Here is a 17,086-nt window from a genome sequence, read left to right on the forward strand (position 1 = left end):
GCCGGGGAACCGGGCCGGTGTCGGACCGGACGTGCGACGCGCTCAGTCCGCCGGCCTCTCGGCGACGAAGATCGCGGTGCCGGGGAAGAGTCGACCGCGCAGCGGGCTCCACTGGCCCCAGACCCCCTCGTGCCCGGCCGGCCACTCCGGTTCCACCAGGTCGAGCAGGCGGAAGCCGGCGCCGACCAGCTCCCGGATCCGGTCGCCGAGCGTGCGGTGCTGCTCCACGTACGTGGCCACGCCGCGCTCGTCCTGCTCGACGTACGGGGACCGGTCGAAGTACGAGTGCACGGCGGTCAGCCCGCCCTCGCCCGGGTCGTCGAGGAAGATCCAGCGCATCGGGTGGGTGACCGAGAAGACCCACCGGCCGCCCGGACGCAGCACCCGGGCCACCTCGCGCATCGCCGCCGCGGAGTCGTCCACGAACGGGATCGCCCCGAACGCGGTGCAGACGGTGTCGAAGGCGGCGTCGGCGAACGGCAGCGCGAGCGCGTCGGCCTGCACCAGCGGCACGCGTACCCCGGTCCGGTCGGCGGCCTCGGCGGCGTGCCGCAACATGCCGGCGGAGAGGTCCAGCGCGACCGGTCGGGCGCCCTGCGCGGCCAGCCAGCGGGCGGCGGCGGCCGCGCCGGCGCCGAGTTCGAGGATCCGCCGGCCGGCGACGTCGCCGAGCAGCCGCGCGTCGGCCTCGCGCAGCCCCTCCGGGCACCAGACGAAGTCCGTCTCGCCGAGGAACGCGCCGTGCTCGGCCTGGTAGGCGTCGGCGTCGGTGTCCCACCAGCCCCGGTTGGCGCGGCGGATCTCGGCGGCGTCGACCCGCCGGCGGGTCACCCTGTCGTCGTCCACCCGTCCACGCTAGGGCGGACTGGGGCGCCGGATCCGGTCGGGGTCGGCGTGTTGCGGGTGGGGCAGGTGTGACGGACGAGACAGCTGTGGCACCTTACCGCGCGAAATCTCCGCTTTCGCAGCGGATGAGGTCGCACGGACCCGGGAGGGCTTGCACGCTGTGGTAATGCAGCGGGTAGGCTAGACGATGCGCTCGCGGATCGTGTGCCTCGGCAGGGAGCAGGTGCGCGGTCACCGGAGCCACTAATGATCTTCTCGCGTCGATCGTTCGGTGTGCCCCGCGACGGATCCGCTGGCGCGGAAGAGTCACCGCGACACCCATGCCCGCTGTGACAACCCATCCGACCGGAGCAACCGCCCACATGACGAGCAGCATCGAGGCCCCCTCGAGCGCCAACAAGGTCACGCACGACGATCTCGGTTCCGAGGAGGCTTTCCTCGCCGCGATCGACGAGACCATCAAGTACTTCAACGACGGCGACATTGTCGAAGGCACCGTCGTCAAGGTCGATCGGGACGAGGTCCTGCTCGACATCGGCTACAAGACCGAGGGCGTCATCCCCTCTCGGGAGCTGTCGATCAAGCACGACGTGGACCCCGCCGAGGTCGTCTCGGTCGGTGACCACATCGAGGCCCTCGTCCTCCAGAAGGAGGACAAGGAGGGTCGGCTGATCCTCTCCAAGAAGCGGGCGCAGTACGAGCGGGCCTGGGGCACGATCGAGAAGATCAAGGACGAGGACGGCGTCGTCCGCGGCTCGGTCATCGAGGTCGTCAAGGGTGGTCTCATCCTCGACATCGGCCTGCGCGGCTTCCTGCCCGCGTCGCTGGTCGAGATGCGGCGGGTGCGTGACCTGCAGCCGTACGTCGGCCGCGAGCTCGAGGCCAAGATCATCGAGCTGGACAAGAACCGCAACAACGTGGTCCTGTCCCGCCGTGCCTGGCTGGAGCAGACGCAGTCCGAGGTGCGCACCGAGTTCCTCAACAAGCTCCAGAAGGGGCAGGTCCGCAAGGGCGTCGTCTCCTCGATCGTCAACTTCGGCGCGTTCGTCGACCTGGGCGGCGTGGACGGCCTGGTGCACGTCTCCGAGCTGTCCTGGAAGCACATCGACCACCCGTCCGAGGTCGTCGAGGTGGGCCAGGAGGTCGAGGTCGAGGTCCTGGACGTCGACCTGGACCGCGAGCGGGTCTCGCTGTCGCTGAAGGCGACCCAGGAGGACCCGTGGCGTCAGTTCGCCCGCACCCACGCGATCCAGCAGATCGTGCCGGGTAAGGTCACCAAGCTGGTGCCGTTCGGCGCCTTCGTCCGGGTGGACGACGGCATCGAGGGCCTGGTCCACATCTCCGAGCTGGCCGAGCGCCACGTGGAGATCCCCGAGCAGGTCGTGCAGGTCGGCTCCGAGGTCATGGTCAAGGTCATCGACATCGACCTGGAGCGCCGCCGGATCTCGCTGTCGCTCAAGCAGGCCAACGAGGGCTTCGTCGAGGGCGAGGAGCACTTCGACCCGACCCTCTACGGCATGGCCGCGACCTACGACGACCAGGGCAACTACATCTACCCCGAGGGCTTCGACCCGGAGACGGGTGAGTGGCTCGAGGGTTACGACAAGCAGCGCGAGACCTGGGAGCAGCAGTACGCCGAGGCGCGTCAGCGCTGGGAGGCCCACACCAAGCAGGTGCAGACCTCCCGCGCCGCCGACGCCGAGGCCGCCGCCAACCCGGCTCCGGCCACCACCAGCGCCACCACCACCTCGACCTCGGCCCCGAGCCGTCAGGCCGAGGAGCCGGCCGGCACGCTGGCCACCGACGAGGCGCTCGCCGCGCTGCGGGAGAAGCTCGCCGGCGGCAAGTGACCGGTCGCTGACGTCGGTCCACCCTCGGGCGGGCCGGCAGGTCGCCTCCGACGAACGGGCCCCGTCCCCGCGTTCCGCACCAGCGGAGCGCCGGGGGCGGGGTCCGCTCCGTTTCCGGCGACGACCGGATCCGGTCGTCGCCGGTGGGGCCCGGTTGGCACGCGGACGGGCATCCGGTTGACTGTCCGGGTGCTGAAGGTGGGGTTGACGGGCGGAATCGGATCCGGCAAGAGCGCGGTGGCGCGCCGGTTGGCCGCGCTCGGCGCGGTGGTCGTCGACGCGGACCGGATCGCCCGCGAGGTCGTCGCCCCGGGCACCGAGGGGTTGGCCGAGGTGGTCGCCGCCTTCTCCGACCGGGTCCTGGACGCCGACGGGGCGCTGGACCGGGCCGCCCTCGGCGCCGTGGTCTTCGGCGACGAGGCGGCCCGCCGCAGGCTGGAGGCGATCACCCACCCCCGGGTACGGGCGCGGACCGCCGAGCTGGTCGCCGCCGCCCCCGCCGACGCGGTGGTGGTCAACGACGTGCCCCTGCTGGTGGAGGTGGGGCTGGCGCCCACGTACCACCTGGTGCTGGTGGTGCAGACGGCGGTGGCGACCCGGTTGGCGCGGTTGTCCCGCGACCGGGGCATGGACCCGGCCGAGGCCGAGCGGCGGATCGCCGCCCAGGCCGACGACGCCCGCCGGCGGGCGGTGGCGGACGCGCTGCTCACCAACGACGGCACACTGGCCGAGCTGCACGACGCGGTGGACCGCCTCTGGCACGAGCGCCTGCTGCCCTACGAGCGCAACCTCCGGGCGCGGCACGCGGTGCGGCCCGGTCCGACGGCGCCGACCGGGCCCGACCCGACCTGGCCCGAGCAGTACGCGCGGCTGGCCGCCCGGATCCGGCACGCGGTCGGCGGCGACGTCCGGGTCGACCACGTCGGCTCCACCGCCGTGCCCGGGCTGGCCGCGCCCGACGTCATCGACATCCAGCTGACGGTGCCGTCGCTGGAGGAGGCGGACGGGCCGCTCGCCGACCGGCTCGCCGAGGCCGGTTTCCCCCGCCTGCCGGGGGAGTGGTGGGACGCGCCGCGCCGGCCCGACCGGGTGCACTGGGCGAAGCGGCTGCACGGCGGCGCGGACCCCGGTCGTCCGGTGCTGCTGCACCTGAGCCCGGCCGGCTCCGCCGGCTGGCGGTACGCGTTGCTGATGCGTGACCACCTCCGCGCCGACCCCGGGCGGCGGGCCGACTACCTCCAGGTCAAGCGGGATCTGGCGGCCACCGCGCCGGCGGGCGCCGAGCAGGGCACGCTCGGCGATCCCTGGTTCGACGAGGAGCACCTGCGGGCCGAGGAGTGGGCCGCGCAGACCGGCTGGCGCCCCTGAGGCGGCGCCTGTCCCGCCGTGGGCGGTCAGCGTGCGGACGGCGCGGCCGTCGGGCCGGCGCCCGGTCTCCGTCCGGGGGTGAGGTCGAGCCGGACCCAGACGCCCCGGCCGGTACGCAGCTCCACCCGGCGCGGCAGCCCGCCCCGGTCGAGCCACCAGCGCCGGCCGCCCGGGACCTCGACGACGTCCACCACGCGGCCGGCCAGCCGGTCCTCGCGGATCCGGACCGCCGCCGCGGCGGGTGCCCGGGTCGTGGCCCGCAGCGTGGCGTCGACCAGCCGGTCCAGGTCGTCGGCGGCCGGCCGGGCGGTGGCCGTGAGCAGCCCGGTCGGCACCGGCGTCGGCGGCGTGCCCGGACCGTCGGGAGACCCGGGTGTCTGTGCCACCCGCCCCGGCCGGATCCACCGCAGCGAGCGGCGGCCGGTGTCCTCGTCGGTCACCGCCAGGTAGGCCGACGGCGCCGCCCAGCTCAGCGTGCCGTTGCCGCCCAGGTTGGCGGACGGGCCGAGCGGGGCGGCCACGGTCACCGCCGCGCCACCGGCGGCACGCAGCCGGGCGGGCAGCCGGGCCAGCCGGTCGGCCTCGTCGTCGGTGAGCGCCCGGGGCTGCCCGGGCGGCCCGCCGAGCGCGTCCACCGGGCGCAGGGTGGGTCGGTCGACGCGGACCAGGTCGACGGTGACGGGGGCGCCGTCGGGCAGCCGTCCGGTCAGCCGGTGCAGGCGGGCGTCCGGGTCGATCCAGAGCGTCGGCGCGGGGCCGCCCGACGGCGTGGCGCCGCCGGCCAGCGGGGCCTGGACCACGTCCACCGGCACGCCCCCGAGGGTCTCCCGGCGCAGCCAGCGACCGTCCGGTCCGGCCGGGTCGACCCGGTCCGCGCCGAGTGAGAGCAGGAGGTCGCGTACGGCCGCCAGGCCCCGCCCGGCGGGCGGCTCGCGCAGTCGCCAGCGGTCGACCGGCGGGACCAGCGGCGGGCGCGCGGGTGTGGGCAGCGCGCTCGGGTCGGGGCGGACCAGCAGCGTCGACGCGGTGGCCTGGGCCAGCCCGCGGTCGGCGCCCGCGCCGGGACCGCCGACGTCCAGGTAGACCAGCGGCCGGGCCCAGTCGACCCAGCCGAGCAGTTCGACGCGGTCGCCGCCGGCGCCGACGGCGATCCGCACGCCGGCGCGGACGTCCCGCAGGTTGCCGACCCGCAGCGCGGCCACCCGATCGGCCTCGTCCGCGCTCAGCGCGCGCGTCGCCCCGGGTCGGTCGGCCGGCTCCGGCGGGCCGCCCGGCAGGCCGGCGACGAGGACGGCCGCGGAGGCCGCGGCGGCCGCCACGAGCGCGGCCAACGCGACGCGCCGCCGGCCCGGCGGATCGGGCGGGTCGGCCCTGCCGTCCGTCTCCGGGTCGTCGCCGAGGCCGGTGGACCGGGCCGACAACCGGCCGGCGCCGGCGTCGGTCCGCCGACGGCGACCGGCGACCGTGGCCGGCCGCGCCGGGGCGTTGGTCCGGCCGCGCCGGTGACCCCGGCCCGGCTCGCGTGGCACGGCCTGGTCGCCGCCGCCGCGCGCGGTGGGCCGGTGGGGGACTCTCTCTGTGCGCGGCCGGCCCGGTTCCGCGGCCGGGGTGGGCACGCCGCTGTCCGGGGTGTGATCGCCTCGCGGCCGGCGCTCGGGAGAGGTCTCCACACGTGGAGAACGCGGCGGTGGGGTTTCGGTGACGAGCAGGGGCGCTCGCGGCGGCCGGTCAGCGCCGTCGGCGCGACCACCGTGGGCGCGCACGCCGGTCGTCCCGGGTGCTGCGGCCCTGGCGCCGGGGGCGGCCGGGCCCCCGGAGGGGGCGGCCACCGGCCCGGGCGGCCGCCGCGAGCGGCCTACGGTACGAGGGTAGACCGGTGAGATGAGCCACACAATGGGAATATCGAAGCCGATCAGGGACGGTCCGTGGTCGTCGGGGAAGTGTCGGACCGCGGGCGTACGGTTGGTGTCATGGCGCTCGACATTCCCCGGCTCGACGGCCGCTTCCAGGTCGTCAGCGAGTTCCAGCCGGCCGGCGACCAGCCGGCAGCCATCGACGACCTTGAGCGTCGGGTGCGCCGCGGCGACCGCAACACGGTGCTGCTCGGCGCGACCGGCACCGGCAAGAGCGCCACCACGGCGTGGCTGGTCGAGCGGCTGCAGCGGCCCACCCTGGTGCTCGCCCCGAACAAGACCCTCGCCGCCCAGCTCGCCAAGGAGTTCGGCGAGCTGCTGCCGCACAACGCGGTCGAATACTTCGTCTCCTACTACGACTACTACCAGCCCGAGGCCTACATCCCGCAGACCGACACCTACATCGAGAAGGACTCCTCGATCAACGAGGAGGTCGAGCGGCTGCGGCACTCGGCGACCATGTCGCTGCTCACCCGGCGCGACGTCATCGTCGTCGCCACCGTCTCGGCGATCTACGGCCTGGGCACGCCGGAGGAATACCTCGACCGCGCGGTGCGGGCCAAGGTGGGCCAGGAGCTCGACCGCGACCAGCTGCTGCGCCGGCTGGTCGACATCCAGTACACGCGCAACGACATGGCCTTCCAGCGCGGCACCTTCCGGGTCCGGGGCGACACGCTGGAGATCATCCCGGCCTACGAGGAGCTGGCCGTCCGGATCGAGCTGTTCGGCGACGAGATCGAGAAGCTCTACTACCTCAACCCGTTGACCGGTGACGTGGTCCGTGAGGTGGACAGCCTGGTGATCTTCCCGGCGACGCACTACGCGGCCGGTCCGGAGCGGATGGAGCGGGCGATCCGCGACATCGAGGCCGAGCTGGCCGAGCGGCTGGCCGAGCTGGAGCGCCAGGGCAAGCTGCTGGAGGCGCAACGGCTGCGCATGCGCACCACCTACGACATCGAGATGATGCGCCAGGTCGGCTTCTGCTCCGGCATCGAGAACTACTCGATGCACATGGACGGCCGGCTGCCCGGCAGCCCGCCGCACTGCCTGCTCGACTACTTCCCCGACGACTTCCTCACCGTGGTCGACGAGTCGCACGTGACCATCCCGCAGATCGGCGGGATGTACGAGGGCGACGCCTCCCGCAAGCGGATGCTGATCGACCACGGCTTCCGGCTGCCCAGCGCCGCCGACAACCGGCCGCTGCGGTTCGACGAATACCTGGAGCGGGTGGGCCAGTCGGTCTTCCTCTCCGCCACCCCCGGCCCGTGGGAGCTGGAGCAGGCCCAGGGCGAGTTCGTCGAGCAGGTGATCCGGCCCACCGGCCTGATCGACCCCGAGGTGGTGGTCAAGCCCACCAAGGGGCAGATCGACGACCTCATGCACGAGATCAAGCTGCGCACCGAGCGCGACGAGCGGGTGCTGGTCACCACGCTGACCAAGAAGATGGCCGAGGACCTCTCCGACTACCTGCTGGAGAACGGCATCCGGGTGCGTTACCTGCACTCCGAGGTCGACACGCTGCGCCGGGTCGAGCTGCTGCGCGAGCTGCGCAAGGGCGACTACGACGTGCTGGTCGGCATCAACCTGCTCCGGGAGGGCCTCGACCTGCCCGAGGTCTCCCTGGTGGCGATCCTCGACGCCGACAAGGAGGGGTTCCTGCGCAGCGGCCGGTCGCTGATCCAGACGATCGGCCGCGCGGCCCGTAACGTCTCCGGTCAGGTCCACATGTACGCCGACAAGATCACCCCGTCGATGGCGAACGCGATCGACGAGACCAACCGCCGGCGGGCCAAGCAGATCGCGCACAACGAGGCCCACGGGATCAGCCCGGAGCCGCTGCGCAAGAAGATCCACGACATCCTCGACGACATCTACCGCGAGGCGGAGGACACCGAGAACGCCACGGTCGGCGGGGCCGCCCGGCAGCTGTCCCGGGGCAAGGCGCCGGTGAAGGAGACGCGCAGCCGTGGGGGCCGGGGCGGTGCGGCGACCCCGTCGCGCGAGGGCATGGCCCGGGCCGACCTGGCCAACCTCATCCAGGAGCTCAACGACCAGATGCTCGCGGCCGCGCGGGAGCTGCAGTTCGAGTTGGCCGCGCGGATCCGGGACGAGGTCTCCGACCTCAAGAAGGAGTTGCGCGGGATGGACGCCGCCGGGGTGCGGTGACCGGCGCGCCGGCGCGGGGAGGGGTGCGATGCTGACCGAGGCCGTCGTCGGGTTGCCCGATCCCCGGCTGTGTCCGTGGGTCGACCGCTACCTTGGCTACCGGGAGGTCGCGTCCACCCCGCTGGTGCGCCGGGAGGTCGCGGGCGCCTTCGTGGTGCTGATCCTCGGCTGGGCCGACCCGCTCGACGTCGCCGACCCGCGCGCCGTCGGTCGGGGGGTCTCCGGCAGCGCCTTCCTGGCCGGCCCGTTCGACGGCTGGTGCGTCACCCGCACCACCGGGACCGGCGCGGGCGTGCAGGTGGTGCTGAGCGCGCCGGCCGCCCGGCGGTTCCTCGGGGTGCCCCTGGGTGAGCTGGCCAACCGGGCGGTCCCGGTCGACGGGGTCGGCGGCTGGCTGGTCCGGCTCCGCGACGAGCTGGCCGCCGAGGCGGCCTGGCCGGCGCGTTTCGCCCGGCTCGACGCCGCCCTCGCCGCGCGGCTGGCGGCCACCGATCCGGTCGACGGTCGCCTGCTGAGGGCCTGGCGGCGACTCGACCGCACCGGGGGAGCGGTGAGCGTCGGCGCTCTGGCCGACGAGGTCGACTGGTCGCGTCGCCATCTGGCGGTGCGGTTCCGGCAGGAGTTCGGGTTGCCGCCGAAGACCGTCGCCCGGCTCCTGCGCTTCGAGCGCGCGTACGCCAGCCTGGGCCGCACCCTGTGCGCGGCGCCGGCCGCCGGTCCGCACGGGGCGGGGTGGGCGGAGCGGGCGGCCCGGTGGGGCTACTACGACCAGTCGCACCTGATCCGGGAGTTCCAGGAGTTCGCCGGCGCCACGCCCGCGGCGCTGGTCCGGGCCGGATCGCATTCGTCCAATCCCGGCTGACCCGGCGGGCGGCAGACTGATCGCCATGCGAAGCATCTATCCGGTCCTGCGCTATCCCGACGTCCGCGCCGGCGTCGACTTCCTCCGGTCGGCGTTCGGGCTCACCGTCCACGAGCTGCACGAGGGGCCCGACGGCACGATCCGCCATGCCCAACTCGGTCACGGCGACGACCTGGTCATGGTCGGGCCGGGGCCCGCGCCGGCGAGCCGGCCGGCCGACGACGACTACCGCGTCTACGTGGCGGTCGACGACGTCGACGCGCACCACGAGCGGGCCCGCGCCGCCGGCGCGGAGATCGTCCGGGCGCCGTTCGACACCGACTACGGCTCCCGCGACTACGCCGCCCGCGACGTGGCCGGCGTGGTCTGGTCCTTCGGCACCTACCGTCCCTGACCGCGTCCCGCCCGGTAGCTCTGCGCGAGCGAGGTATTGCCGTGTGTGATGGTCATGCGTACGCTCCCACCCTGGGAGGCGCGCATGCCGTTGTCAGCAAGTCCTGTCGTCCGGAGGGTGCGGCTCGGCGTCGAGCTGCGCCGGCTGCGTCGGCGTGAGTCGATGACGCTGGAGCAGGTGTGCGCCCGGCTCGGCTGGGCGTCCACATCGAAGCTGTCCCGCATCGAGCTGGGCCAGAGCCGGCCCGACCTGGCCGACGTCCTCGACCTGCTCGACGTCTACGCGGTGCCAGCGCACCAGCGCGACGAGCTGATCGTCATCGCCCGCGACGCCGCCACCGGCCGCGGCTGGTCCAAGGCGTTGGGCGAGATGGGTGAGCGGCAGCGGGCGTACGCCGAGCTGGAGGCGGGCGCCGAGCGCATCGTCGAGTACCAGCCGGCGCTCGTGCCCGGGCTGTTGCAGACCCCGGCGTACGCCCGGCTGCGGGTGACCGCCGGCGCGCTGCTCGCCGACGGCGTGGACGTGGAGGCCGACGTCCGCGCCCGGGCGGTGCGCCAGGAGCTGCTGGTGCGGTCGGACCCGCCGCACTACACCGCGCTGATCGACGAGCGGGCCTGCGACCCGGGCGGCCTGCCGGCCGACGTGTGGCGGGACCAGCTGCGGCACCTGCTGACGCTGGCCGAGCGGCCGCACGTCACCGTCCGCGTGCTGCCGCGCGGCGCTTCGCCCGGCGACGACCTGCACCCGCTGGCGCCCTTCTCCTACTACGCCTATCCCGACCCGGCCGACCCGCGCACGGTGCTGGTGGAGACGCTCACCACGGACCTGCGCCTGGTCGCGGAGACCGACGTGGCCCGCTACGAGCAGGTGATCGAGCGGCTGCTCGCGGCGGCGCTGACCGAGGAGGCGACGGTCGAGCTGCTGGCCCGCCGGCTCGGGGCCGCGCCGGTGCCCCGGCCCCGGGACCCGCACGAGCTGGAGTGACGCCGCGCGTCCACCGGGCCCGGCGCCCCCGATGCCCGTCGGGACCGGTGGCCGCGCGTCGCGCGCAGGCTATGTGAGGGGTACGACAGATCAGGCCGGCACGTCGACGAAGTGCTCGACCAGCGGCGGGCCGGCGAAGTACGGGCCGATCAGCCCCCGCCACTGCGCGAACCGCTCGGTCTGCCGGAAGTTCACGTCGTGCGCCTCGACCGAGTCCCACTCGACCAGCAGCACGAACCGGGTGGGGGACTCCACCCCGCGGGTCATCCGCACGGAGCGGCACCCCTCGGCGCCGGCGAGGACCGGACGGGCCTTCGCGTAGGCGGCGGCGAAGTCGTCCTCGTTTCCGGGCGTCACGTCGATCAGCGCGACCTCAAGAACCATGACCGCAGCCTTTCATGCCGGGCGCCCACCGGTACGCTCCGGGGGCGCTCCGGTGGGCCGCATCCCTCCATGGCGGCGCCGGCGGCGGGGGGAGGACACATGCTCGACTGGCTCACCGGCACCGCGTTCACCGTCCTGGGCGCGGGCACCACCTGGGCCGAGCTGCTCGGCTTCGTCACCGGCGTGGTGAACGTCTGGCTGGTGACCCGCCAGCACATCGCGAACTGGCCGGTCGGCATCGCGAACGTGCTGCTGCTGATGGTGCTGTTCTGGACCGCCGGCCTGTACGCCGACGCCGGCCTCCAGCTCGTCTACGTGGCGCTCGGTGTCTACGGCTGGTGGCACTGGCTGGTCGGCGGCGAGCGGCGCAGCCGGTTGACGGTCACCCGCACGCGGCGGCGGGAGTGGTGGGCGCTGGGCGCGGCCGGGGTGCTGCTCACCGCCGGCCTGTGGGTGCTGCTGGACCGGGCCACCGACTCCACCGTCCCGCTCGCCGACGCGGTCACCACGGCGCTGTCGCTGCTGGCCACCTACGGTCAGACCCGCAAGCTGGTGGAGAGCTGGTGGCTGTGGATCGCCGCCGACCTCATCTACATCCCGCTCTACGCGTACAAGGGACTGTGGCTGACCGGCAGCCTGTACCTGATCTTCCTGGCGCTCTGCGTGGTGGGGTTGCGGGCCTGGCGGGCGGACCTGCGGCGACGTGCGGCGGCCACGCCGGTGCCACCCGGCCCGGCGCCGGTGGCCGCGTGAGCGGGCCCGCGGGCGACCGACGGCCGTTCCGGCACGGCCTGGTGGTGGGTAAGTTCTATCCGCCGCACGCCGGGCACCACGCGCTGGTCGAGGCGGCCGCCGCCCGCTGCGCCGCGGTGACCGTGGTGGTGGCGCCGTCCCGCCGGGAGTCGATCCCGCTGGAGCTGAGGTTGGCCTGGCTGCGCGAGACCCACGCCGACACCCCGTGGGTGCGCTTCGTCGGCCGGTACGACGACCACCCCGTCGACTACGCGGACCCGGCGGTCTGGGACCTGCACTGCGCGGTGTTCGCCGACGCGCTCGGCGGCGAGCCGGTGGACGCCGTCTTCTCCTCCGAGGCGTACGGCGAGGAACTGGCCCGCCGGTTCGACGCGGTCGCGGTCGCCGTGGACCCGGGGCGTCGGGCCGTACCGGTGTCCGGCACCGCGGTGCGCGCGGACCCGGCGGCGCACTGGCGGTGGCTGAGCCCGCCGGTGCGGGCGTGGCTGGTCCGCCGGGTGGTGGTGGTCGGCGCCGAGTCCACCGGCACCACGACCATGGCGCGGGCGCTGGCCGCCCACTACCGGACCGCCTGGGTGCCGGAGTACGGCCGCGAGCTGACCGAGCGCAAGCTCGCCGCGCTGCGCCGGTCCCGCCCGGCGGCGACGGTCGTCGACGTGAGCTGGGACCGGGACGACTTCGTCGAGGTGGTCCGCGAGCAGCAGGCCGCCGAGGACGCGGCGGCCCGGCTCAGCGGTCCGCTGCTGTTCTGCGACACCGACGCCCGGGCCACCGCGATCTGGGAGGAGCGCTACCTGGGGTCGTCCTCGGCCGAGGTCCGGGCCGCCGCCCGCCGTCCGGCGCTGTACCTGCTCACCGACGACGCCGGGGTGCCGTTCGACGACGACGGCCTGCGCGACGGGGAGCACCTGCGGGCGTGGATGACCGGGCGGTTCCGGGCCGAGCTGGCCGGGTGCGGGGCGCCGGTGGTCGAGCTGCGCGGCGGGCACGAGGAGCGGCTGGCCACGGCGGTGACCGCGTGCGACGCGCTGCTGGCCGCCGGCTGGTCGTTCACCGATCCGGTGCTGCCCGCGCGCCTCTGACGGCTCCTGCTCCACTGGCGCGCCCTGCTCGTGTCCCGGTGGGCGCCGGACATCGGCCCGCGAGGTGCTTCCGACCGATGGGTTCGCGACGGGCGATATACCGCTGGGTCATCTTTATGCCTCAGCGGTATATCGCTCTCGACTGTTCGGCTCGGCTCCCGGTGGCACGCCCGAAGGGCCGCCTCCAGACCCTCACCTAGCCTCCTAGGATGCCCTTCGCGACGTGAGCCCGCGCACGTGCCGGCGGCGTTCGGGCGCCCGGAGATGCGGCACCCGGGGGTGATGGTGAACAATGGCGGCCGAGGAGGGGAGTATTCCCCCGCGACGGAGTCGTCAGCACGGAAGAGCGCCGGCACCCCCGGTGGTTCGACCCGGCTCCGTCGGTCGGGACCACCAGGCCCCGGCGGAAGAGACCTCCGACAGTCACCAGAGTCAGCGTCGACGCACCCCGGCCCCACACCCGGCGTACGGTGTGCCCGACGCTGCGTGTCTGCCGGAGGATGGATTTGAACGTGTCCGCATTGGTGTGGGCGGTAACCCTGACCGCGATGATCGCGGTCCTGCTCGCCGACCTGTTCATCATCGGTCGCCGCCCGCACGAGCCCAGCGTCCGGGAGTCGAGCCTCTGGGTCGGCTTCTACGTGGCGCTGGCGCTGGTCTTCGGCGCGGTGCTCTGGGCGACGTCCGGGGCGAGCATCGCCGGCCAGTTCTACACCGGCTGGCTCACCGAGTACAGCCTGTCGGTGGACAACCTCTTCGTCTTCGTGATCATCATGGCCCGCTTCGGTGTGCCCCGGCAGTACCAGCAGAAGGTGCTGCTCATCGGCATCCTGCTGGCGCTGGTGATGCGCGGTGGCTTCATCGCCGCCGGCGCCGCGTTGATCTCCCAGTTCTCCTGGGTGTTCTACATCTTCGGCGCCTTCCTCATCTACACGGCGGTCAACCTGGCCCGGCAGGGCGAGCCGGACGAGGACGAGTTCAGCGAGAACCTGCTGATCCGGTGGAGCCGCAAGGCGTTGCCGCTGTCCCGGGACTTCGACGGGGCGCGGATGACCACCCGGGAGAACGGGCGGCGACTGTTCACGCCGATGCTGATCGTGATGATCGCGATCGGCACCACCGACCTGATCTTCGCGCTCGACTCGATCCCGGCGATCTTCGGCATCACCCAGGAGCCCTACCTCGTCTTCACCGCCAACGTCTTCGCGCTGATGGGGCTGCGGCAGCTCTACTTCCTGCTCGGCGGGCTGCTCGACCGGCTCATCTACCTCAGCTACGGGCTGGCCGTGGTGCTCGGTTTCATCGGCGTCAAGCTGGTCCTGGAGGCGCTGGCCGACAACAACCTGCCGTTCATCAACGGCGGTGAGCACGTGGCCTGGGCGCCGCACATCCCGATCTGGCTGTCGCTGACCGTCATCCTCGGCACGCTGGCCGTCGCCACGGTGGCCAGCCTGGTCAAGTCGTCCCGCGACCGGCGGCGCGAGCTGGCCGAGGCGCGTAGCTGACCGGTACGTACGTCAGGGGCGTCCCGGCCGGTCGGGGGCGCCCCTGATCCGTCTGCCCGGTCAGACCCGGTGGGCGCCGACGAGGGTGGCGACCCGGGCCTCCGGCAGCTCCTCCTCGATCACCCGGCGGGTGCGGTAGCAGGCGTGCAGCATCCGGCGCCGGCCGTCGTGCGGCTCGGCCGAGACGATGCCGACGTGGTGGATGCGCCGGCCGGGGCGGGCGAAGAAGTAGAGATCGCCCGGACGCTCGTCGTCCAACGCCAGCGGCGTGGTGGCCTCGGCCTGGTCGTCGGCGTCCCGGGGGAGGGTGGTCCCGTACCGCCGCCAGGCCAGGTGCACCAGGCCGGAGCAGTCGATGCCGTCGGTGGACAGGCCACCCCAGACGTAGACGAGGTCCCGCAGCCGTTCGGCGACCGCGAGCACCTCCTTGGCCTCCGGCCGTTCGCCGGGCAGCGGCACCAGGTCGCCCTCCGGCGCCCAGAGCGGGTCGACCCCGCCGGGCGCGCGGACCGGCCGCCAGCCGTCCACCGGTCGCCCGGCCGAGGCGAGGTGGGTGCCGAGGACCACGCCGGGAAGCGCCGGCGGGCCGTCCGGGGCGGCGCGCAGCGCGGTGCGGACGACGTCGACCACCAGCGTGCCGGCGGACGGCGCGGCGTCGGCCGGCCCGGCGAGGTGGGCGGTGCGCAGCCAGCCCGGGTAGCCGCGGACGTCGAGCTTGGCGGCCGGCTGCCCGAGCGCGACCACCCGGGCCCAGCCGTCCGGCCGGACCTCGGTGACCAGCACCTGCTCGCCGAGCAGCAGCTGGGTCAGGACGCAGTCGCCGACCTGCTGCTCGGTGTCCATCGCGGCGATCCAGGCGGCGACGTCGGGTGGGTCGGCCAGGGCGGGGCGGTCGATCGCGCGGACCGCCTCGGGTGCGGTCCACAGGGTCGCCACCGCGACCCGTACGACGGCCTGGTGGCCCGGCTGAGGCGCCATGTGCACCCCTCCTCCCACGCTTCTCCGGGCGACCCTATGAAAAATTCCAACGACACTCAACCACGGCTTTGAACCTTAGCTTCACTCACGTCGGTGATCCCGAGCCCCGGCGCGTCCGGCAGCAGCACTGTCGAGCCCTCGTACCGGAGCCCGCCGCCGACCGGCGACCAGGCGAGCCACCAGGCGGCGTCGAGGTCCGACACAGCCGTGGTGCCGTACGCGGCGACCAGGCTGGCGGCCGCGCCCACGCCGACCGGACCCTCCATCATCGAGCCGACGATCGTGCCCATGCCGTGCGCGGCGGCCAGGTCGAGCAGCGTGCGGGCCGGCTGGAGCCCACCGCACTTGGCCAGCTTGACGTTGACCATGTCGGCCGCCCGGCGGCGGATCACCTCGACCAGGTCGCGCACGTCGAAGACCGACTCGTCGGCGAGGATCGGCAGGTCCACCCGGTCGCTGACCCAGGCCAGCCCGTCCAGGTCGCGGCGGTACACCGGCTGCTCGACCAGCTCGACGTCGAGCCCGGCGTCCTCGATGCCGCGGATCACCCGGACCGCCTCGCGGGGCGTCCACCCCTGGTTGGCGTCCAGCCGGATCCGGACGTCCGGGCCGACGGCGGCACGCACCGAACGGACCCGGTCCAGGTCGCCGCGGGCGTCGGTGCCGACCTTCAGCTTGAGCACGGTGAACCCCTCGGCCCGCCGCCGGCCGGCCGCCGTGGCCAGGTCGACCGCGTCGCCGGCGGCCAGCGTGACGTCCGTCGGGACGCGCAGCGCGGTGCCGCCGAGCAACCGCACCAGGGGTACGCCGAGTCGCCGCGCGGCCAGGTCGTGCAGCGCCACGTCGACGGCCGCCTTCGCCGACTCGTTGCCCACCACGGCCCCGCGCACCTGCGCGCACCGGGCCTGGAGGTCGTCCGCGTCGCGGCCGGTCAGCAGCGGCGCGAGCAGTTCGCGGACGCACGCCTCGGCCCCGGCGACCGACGCGCCGGTGACCTGCCACACCTGCGGGGCCTCGCCGAAACCCGAGCGACCGTCGCTGTCGATCACCTCGACGACCAGGGTTTCCACGGTGGTGGTGCGGCGCAGCGCGGTGACGAACGGGGTGTGTAAGGGGGCCGAGAGCCGGTGGGTGCGTACCGCGGCGATCGTCATGTGGGGCACCCTATAGGCAACTGGTGGCGAGCAGGGGAGGGCCGATGACCGGGCGGGACTGGGAGCTGGTGGGCGCGCCGAACGCCCGCGACCTGGGCGGGTTGCCGACGACGGACGGGCGGCGGGTCCGCGCCGGGCGGCTCCTGCGTACCGCGGCGCTGGGCCGGCTCACCGACGACGACCTGCCGGTGCTGGGCAAGCTCGGGGTGGCCTGCGTGGTGGACCTGCGCGACGCCGACGAGCAGGCGGTGGCCCCGCCGGACCGACTGGTGGGTGAGCCCCGGCGGGTGCACCTGCCGGTCTACGACGCGGCGCACCCGGTGTTCACGTACGTCTCGGCCGTGCTCCAGGGCCACGACCTGAACGCGTACGCGGCGCTGGCCACCGAGGGCATGCCGGGGGCGATGACGGCGATCTACCGTTGGTTCGTCACCGGGGAGTCGGCCCGGGCCGGGTTTGGCGCCGCGGTGCGGCTGGCCGCGGACGGTGGGAACCTGCCGCTATTGTTCCACTGCTCGGCCGGAAAGGACCGGACGGGCTGGCTGTCGGTGGTGCTGCTGACCGCGCTGGGGGTGCCGGAGCCGGCCATCCGGGCCGACTACCTGCGGCACAACGAGCTGATCGAGAGCCTGCGCGAGGTGCTGCTGACGGCCATGACGCGCCGTCGGCCGGACCTGGACCCGGCGGTGGCCCGGCCGCTGCTGGAGGTGCGCCCGGAGTATCTCGACGCCGCCTACGACGAGGTGCGCCGGGTGCACGGCACGTTCGAGGCGTACCTGCGTGACGGGCTGGGCGTGACCGACGAGGTCCGGGCGGGGTTGCGGGCGGGCCTGCTGGAGTAGGG

At 74.2% G+C, this 17,086-nt stretch carries 15 protein-coding genes; 10 read left to right on the forward strand and 5 right to left on the reverse strand.

Going from position 1 to position 17,086, the window contains the following annotated elements:
* Nucleotides 1-42: 42 nt before the first annotated feature.
* Nucleotides 43-846: a class I SAM-dependent methyltransferase gene (locus tag GA0070622_RS11925; protein WP_091573366.1), complete on the reverse strand. Its 804-nt coding sequence runs from the start codon at nt 844-846 to the stop codon at nt 43-45.
* Nucleotides 847-1,166: 320 nt separating this feature from the next.
* Here GA0070622_RS11925 and rpsA point away from each other — a divergent pair, with 320 nt between their 5' ends.
* Together rpsA and coaE are read left to right on the forward strand one after the other, a co-directional pair.
* The gene (rpsA, locus tag GA0070622_RS11930; RefSeq protein ID WP_091573367.1) at nt 1,167-2,696 is read left to right on the forward strand and encodes a 30S ribosomal protein S1; all 1,530 of its coding nucleotides are present in this window, start codon (nt 1,167-1,169) and stop codon (nt 2,694-2,696) included.
* 189 nt (nt 2,697-2,885) lie between these two features.
* Nucleotides 2,886-4,064 carry a dephospho-CoA kinase gene (coaE, locus tag GA0070622_RS11935; protein WP_091573368.1) on the forward strand — a complete coding sequence of 393 codons (1,179 nt, stop codon included), beginning with the start codon at nt 2,886-2,888 and terminating at the stop codon, nt 4,062-4,064.
* Nucleotides 4,065-4,090: 26 nt separating this feature from the next.
* Here the strand turns inward: coaE and GA0070622_RS11940 are convergent, their stop codons facing one another.
* Nucleotides 4,091-5,593 carry a serine/threonine-protein kinase gene (locus tag GA0070622_RS11940; protein ID WP_245666189.1) on the reverse strand — a complete coding sequence of 501 codons (1,503 nt, stop codon included), beginning with the start codon at nt 5,591-5,593 and terminating at the stop codon, nt 4,091-4,093.
* A 441-nt stretch (nt 5,594-6,034) separates the two neighbouring features.
* Between GA0070622_RS11940 and uvrB the strand changes: the two genes are divergently transcribed.
* From uvrB to GA0070622_RS11960, 4 genes are all read left to right on the forward strand, one after another.
* A complete protein-coding gene (gene uvrB / locus GA0070622_RS11945; protein WP_091573370.1) occupies nt 6,035-8,146 on the forward strand; it encodes an excinuclease ABC subunit UvrB in 2,112 nt (703 codons plus the stop codon).
* A 28-nt stretch (nt 8,147-8,174) separates the two neighbouring features.
* Nucleotides 8,175-9,008 (forward strand): helix-turn-helix domain-containing protein, encoded by an 834-nt coding sequence (locus tag GA0070622_RS11950; protein WP_091573371.1) that lies wholly within the window; start codon nt 8,175-8,177, stop codon nt 9,006-9,008.
* Between the two features lie 25 nt (nt 9,009-9,033).
* Nucleotides 9,034-9,402 (forward strand): VOC family protein, encoded by a 369-nt coding sequence (locus GA0070622_RS11955; RefSeq protein WP_091573372.1) that lies wholly within the window; start codon nt 9,034-9,036, stop codon nt 9,400-9,402.
* A gap of 84 nt (nt 9,403-9,486) precedes the next feature.
* Complete coding sequence (locus tag GA0070622_RS11960; protein WP_091573373.1) at nt 9,487-10,386, forward strand: DUF5753 domain-containing protein; 900 nt, start codon at nt 9,487-9,489, stop codon at nt 10,384-10,386.
* Nucleotides 10,387-10,476: 90 nt separating this feature from the next.
* Here GA0070622_RS11960 and GA0070622_RS11965 read toward each other — a convergent pair whose 3' ends face one another.
* On the reverse strand, nt 10,477-10,770 hold the full coding sequence (locus tag GA0070622_RS11965; RefSeq protein WP_091573374.1) for an antibiotic biosynthesis monooxygenase family protein: 294 nt from the start codon (nt 10,768-10,770) through the stop codon (nt 10,477-10,479).
* 99 nt (nt 10,771-10,869) lie between these two features.
* Here GA0070622_RS11965 and pnuC point away from each other — a divergent pair, with 99 nt between their 5' ends.
* The 3 genes from pnuC (at nt 10,870) to GA0070622_RS11980 (ending at nt 14,110) form a co-directional block, all read left to right on the forward strand.
* A complete protein-coding gene (gene pnuC, locus GA0070622_RS11970) occupies nt 10,870-11,523 on the forward strand; it encodes a nicotinamide riboside transporter PnuC (protein WP_091573375.1) in 654 nt (217 codons plus the stop codon).
* A complete protein-coding gene (locus GA0070622_RS11975; protein WP_245666190.1) occupies nt 11,520-12,605 on the forward strand; it encodes an AAA family ATPase in 1,086 nt (361 codons plus the stop codon). Before pnuC ends, GA0070622_RS11975 begins: the two co-directional genes overlap by 4 nt.
* 506 nt (nt 12,606-13,111) lie before the next feature.
* On the forward strand, nt 13,112-14,110 hold the full coding sequence (locus tag GA0070622_RS11980) for a TerC family protein (protein WP_091573376.1): 999 nt from the start codon (nt 13,112-13,114) through the stop codon (nt 14,108-14,110).
* A gap of 60 nt (nt 14,111-14,170) precedes the next feature.
* On the opposite strand, the gene GA0070622_RS11985 is transcribed toward GA0070622_RS11980, so the two are convergent.
* Together GA0070622_RS11985 and GA0070622_RS11990 are read right to left on the reverse strand one after the other, a co-directional pair.
* Nucleotides 14,171-15,088: a C40 family peptidase gene (locus tag GA0070622_RS11985; protein WP_091573377.1), complete on the reverse strand. Its 918-nt coding sequence runs from the start codon at nt 15,086-15,088 to the stop codon at nt 14,171-14,173.
* Between the two features lie 56 nt (nt 15,089-15,144).
* Entirely contained in the window at nt 15,145-16,242 is a 1,098-nt protein-coding gene (locus GA0070622_RS11990) for a mandelate racemase/muconate lactonizing enzyme family protein (RefSeq protein WP_091573378.1), read from the reverse strand.
* Nucleotides 16,243-16,286: 44 nt separating this feature from the next.
* Here GA0070622_RS11990 and GA0070622_RS11995 point away from each other — a divergent pair, with 44 nt between their 5' ends.
* A complete protein-coding gene (locus GA0070622_RS11995) occupies nt 16,287-17,084 on the forward strand; it encodes a tyrosine-protein phosphatase (RefSeq protein ID WP_091573379.1) in 798 nt (265 codons plus the stop codon).
* Nucleotides 17,085-17,086: the final 2 nt, after the last annotated feature.

It is taken from the genome of Micromonospora sediminicola (assembly GCF_900089585.1).
GTDB classification, from domain to species: Bacteria; Actinomycetota; Actinomycetes; order Mycobacteriales; family Micromonosporaceae; genus Micromonospora; species Micromonospora sediminicola.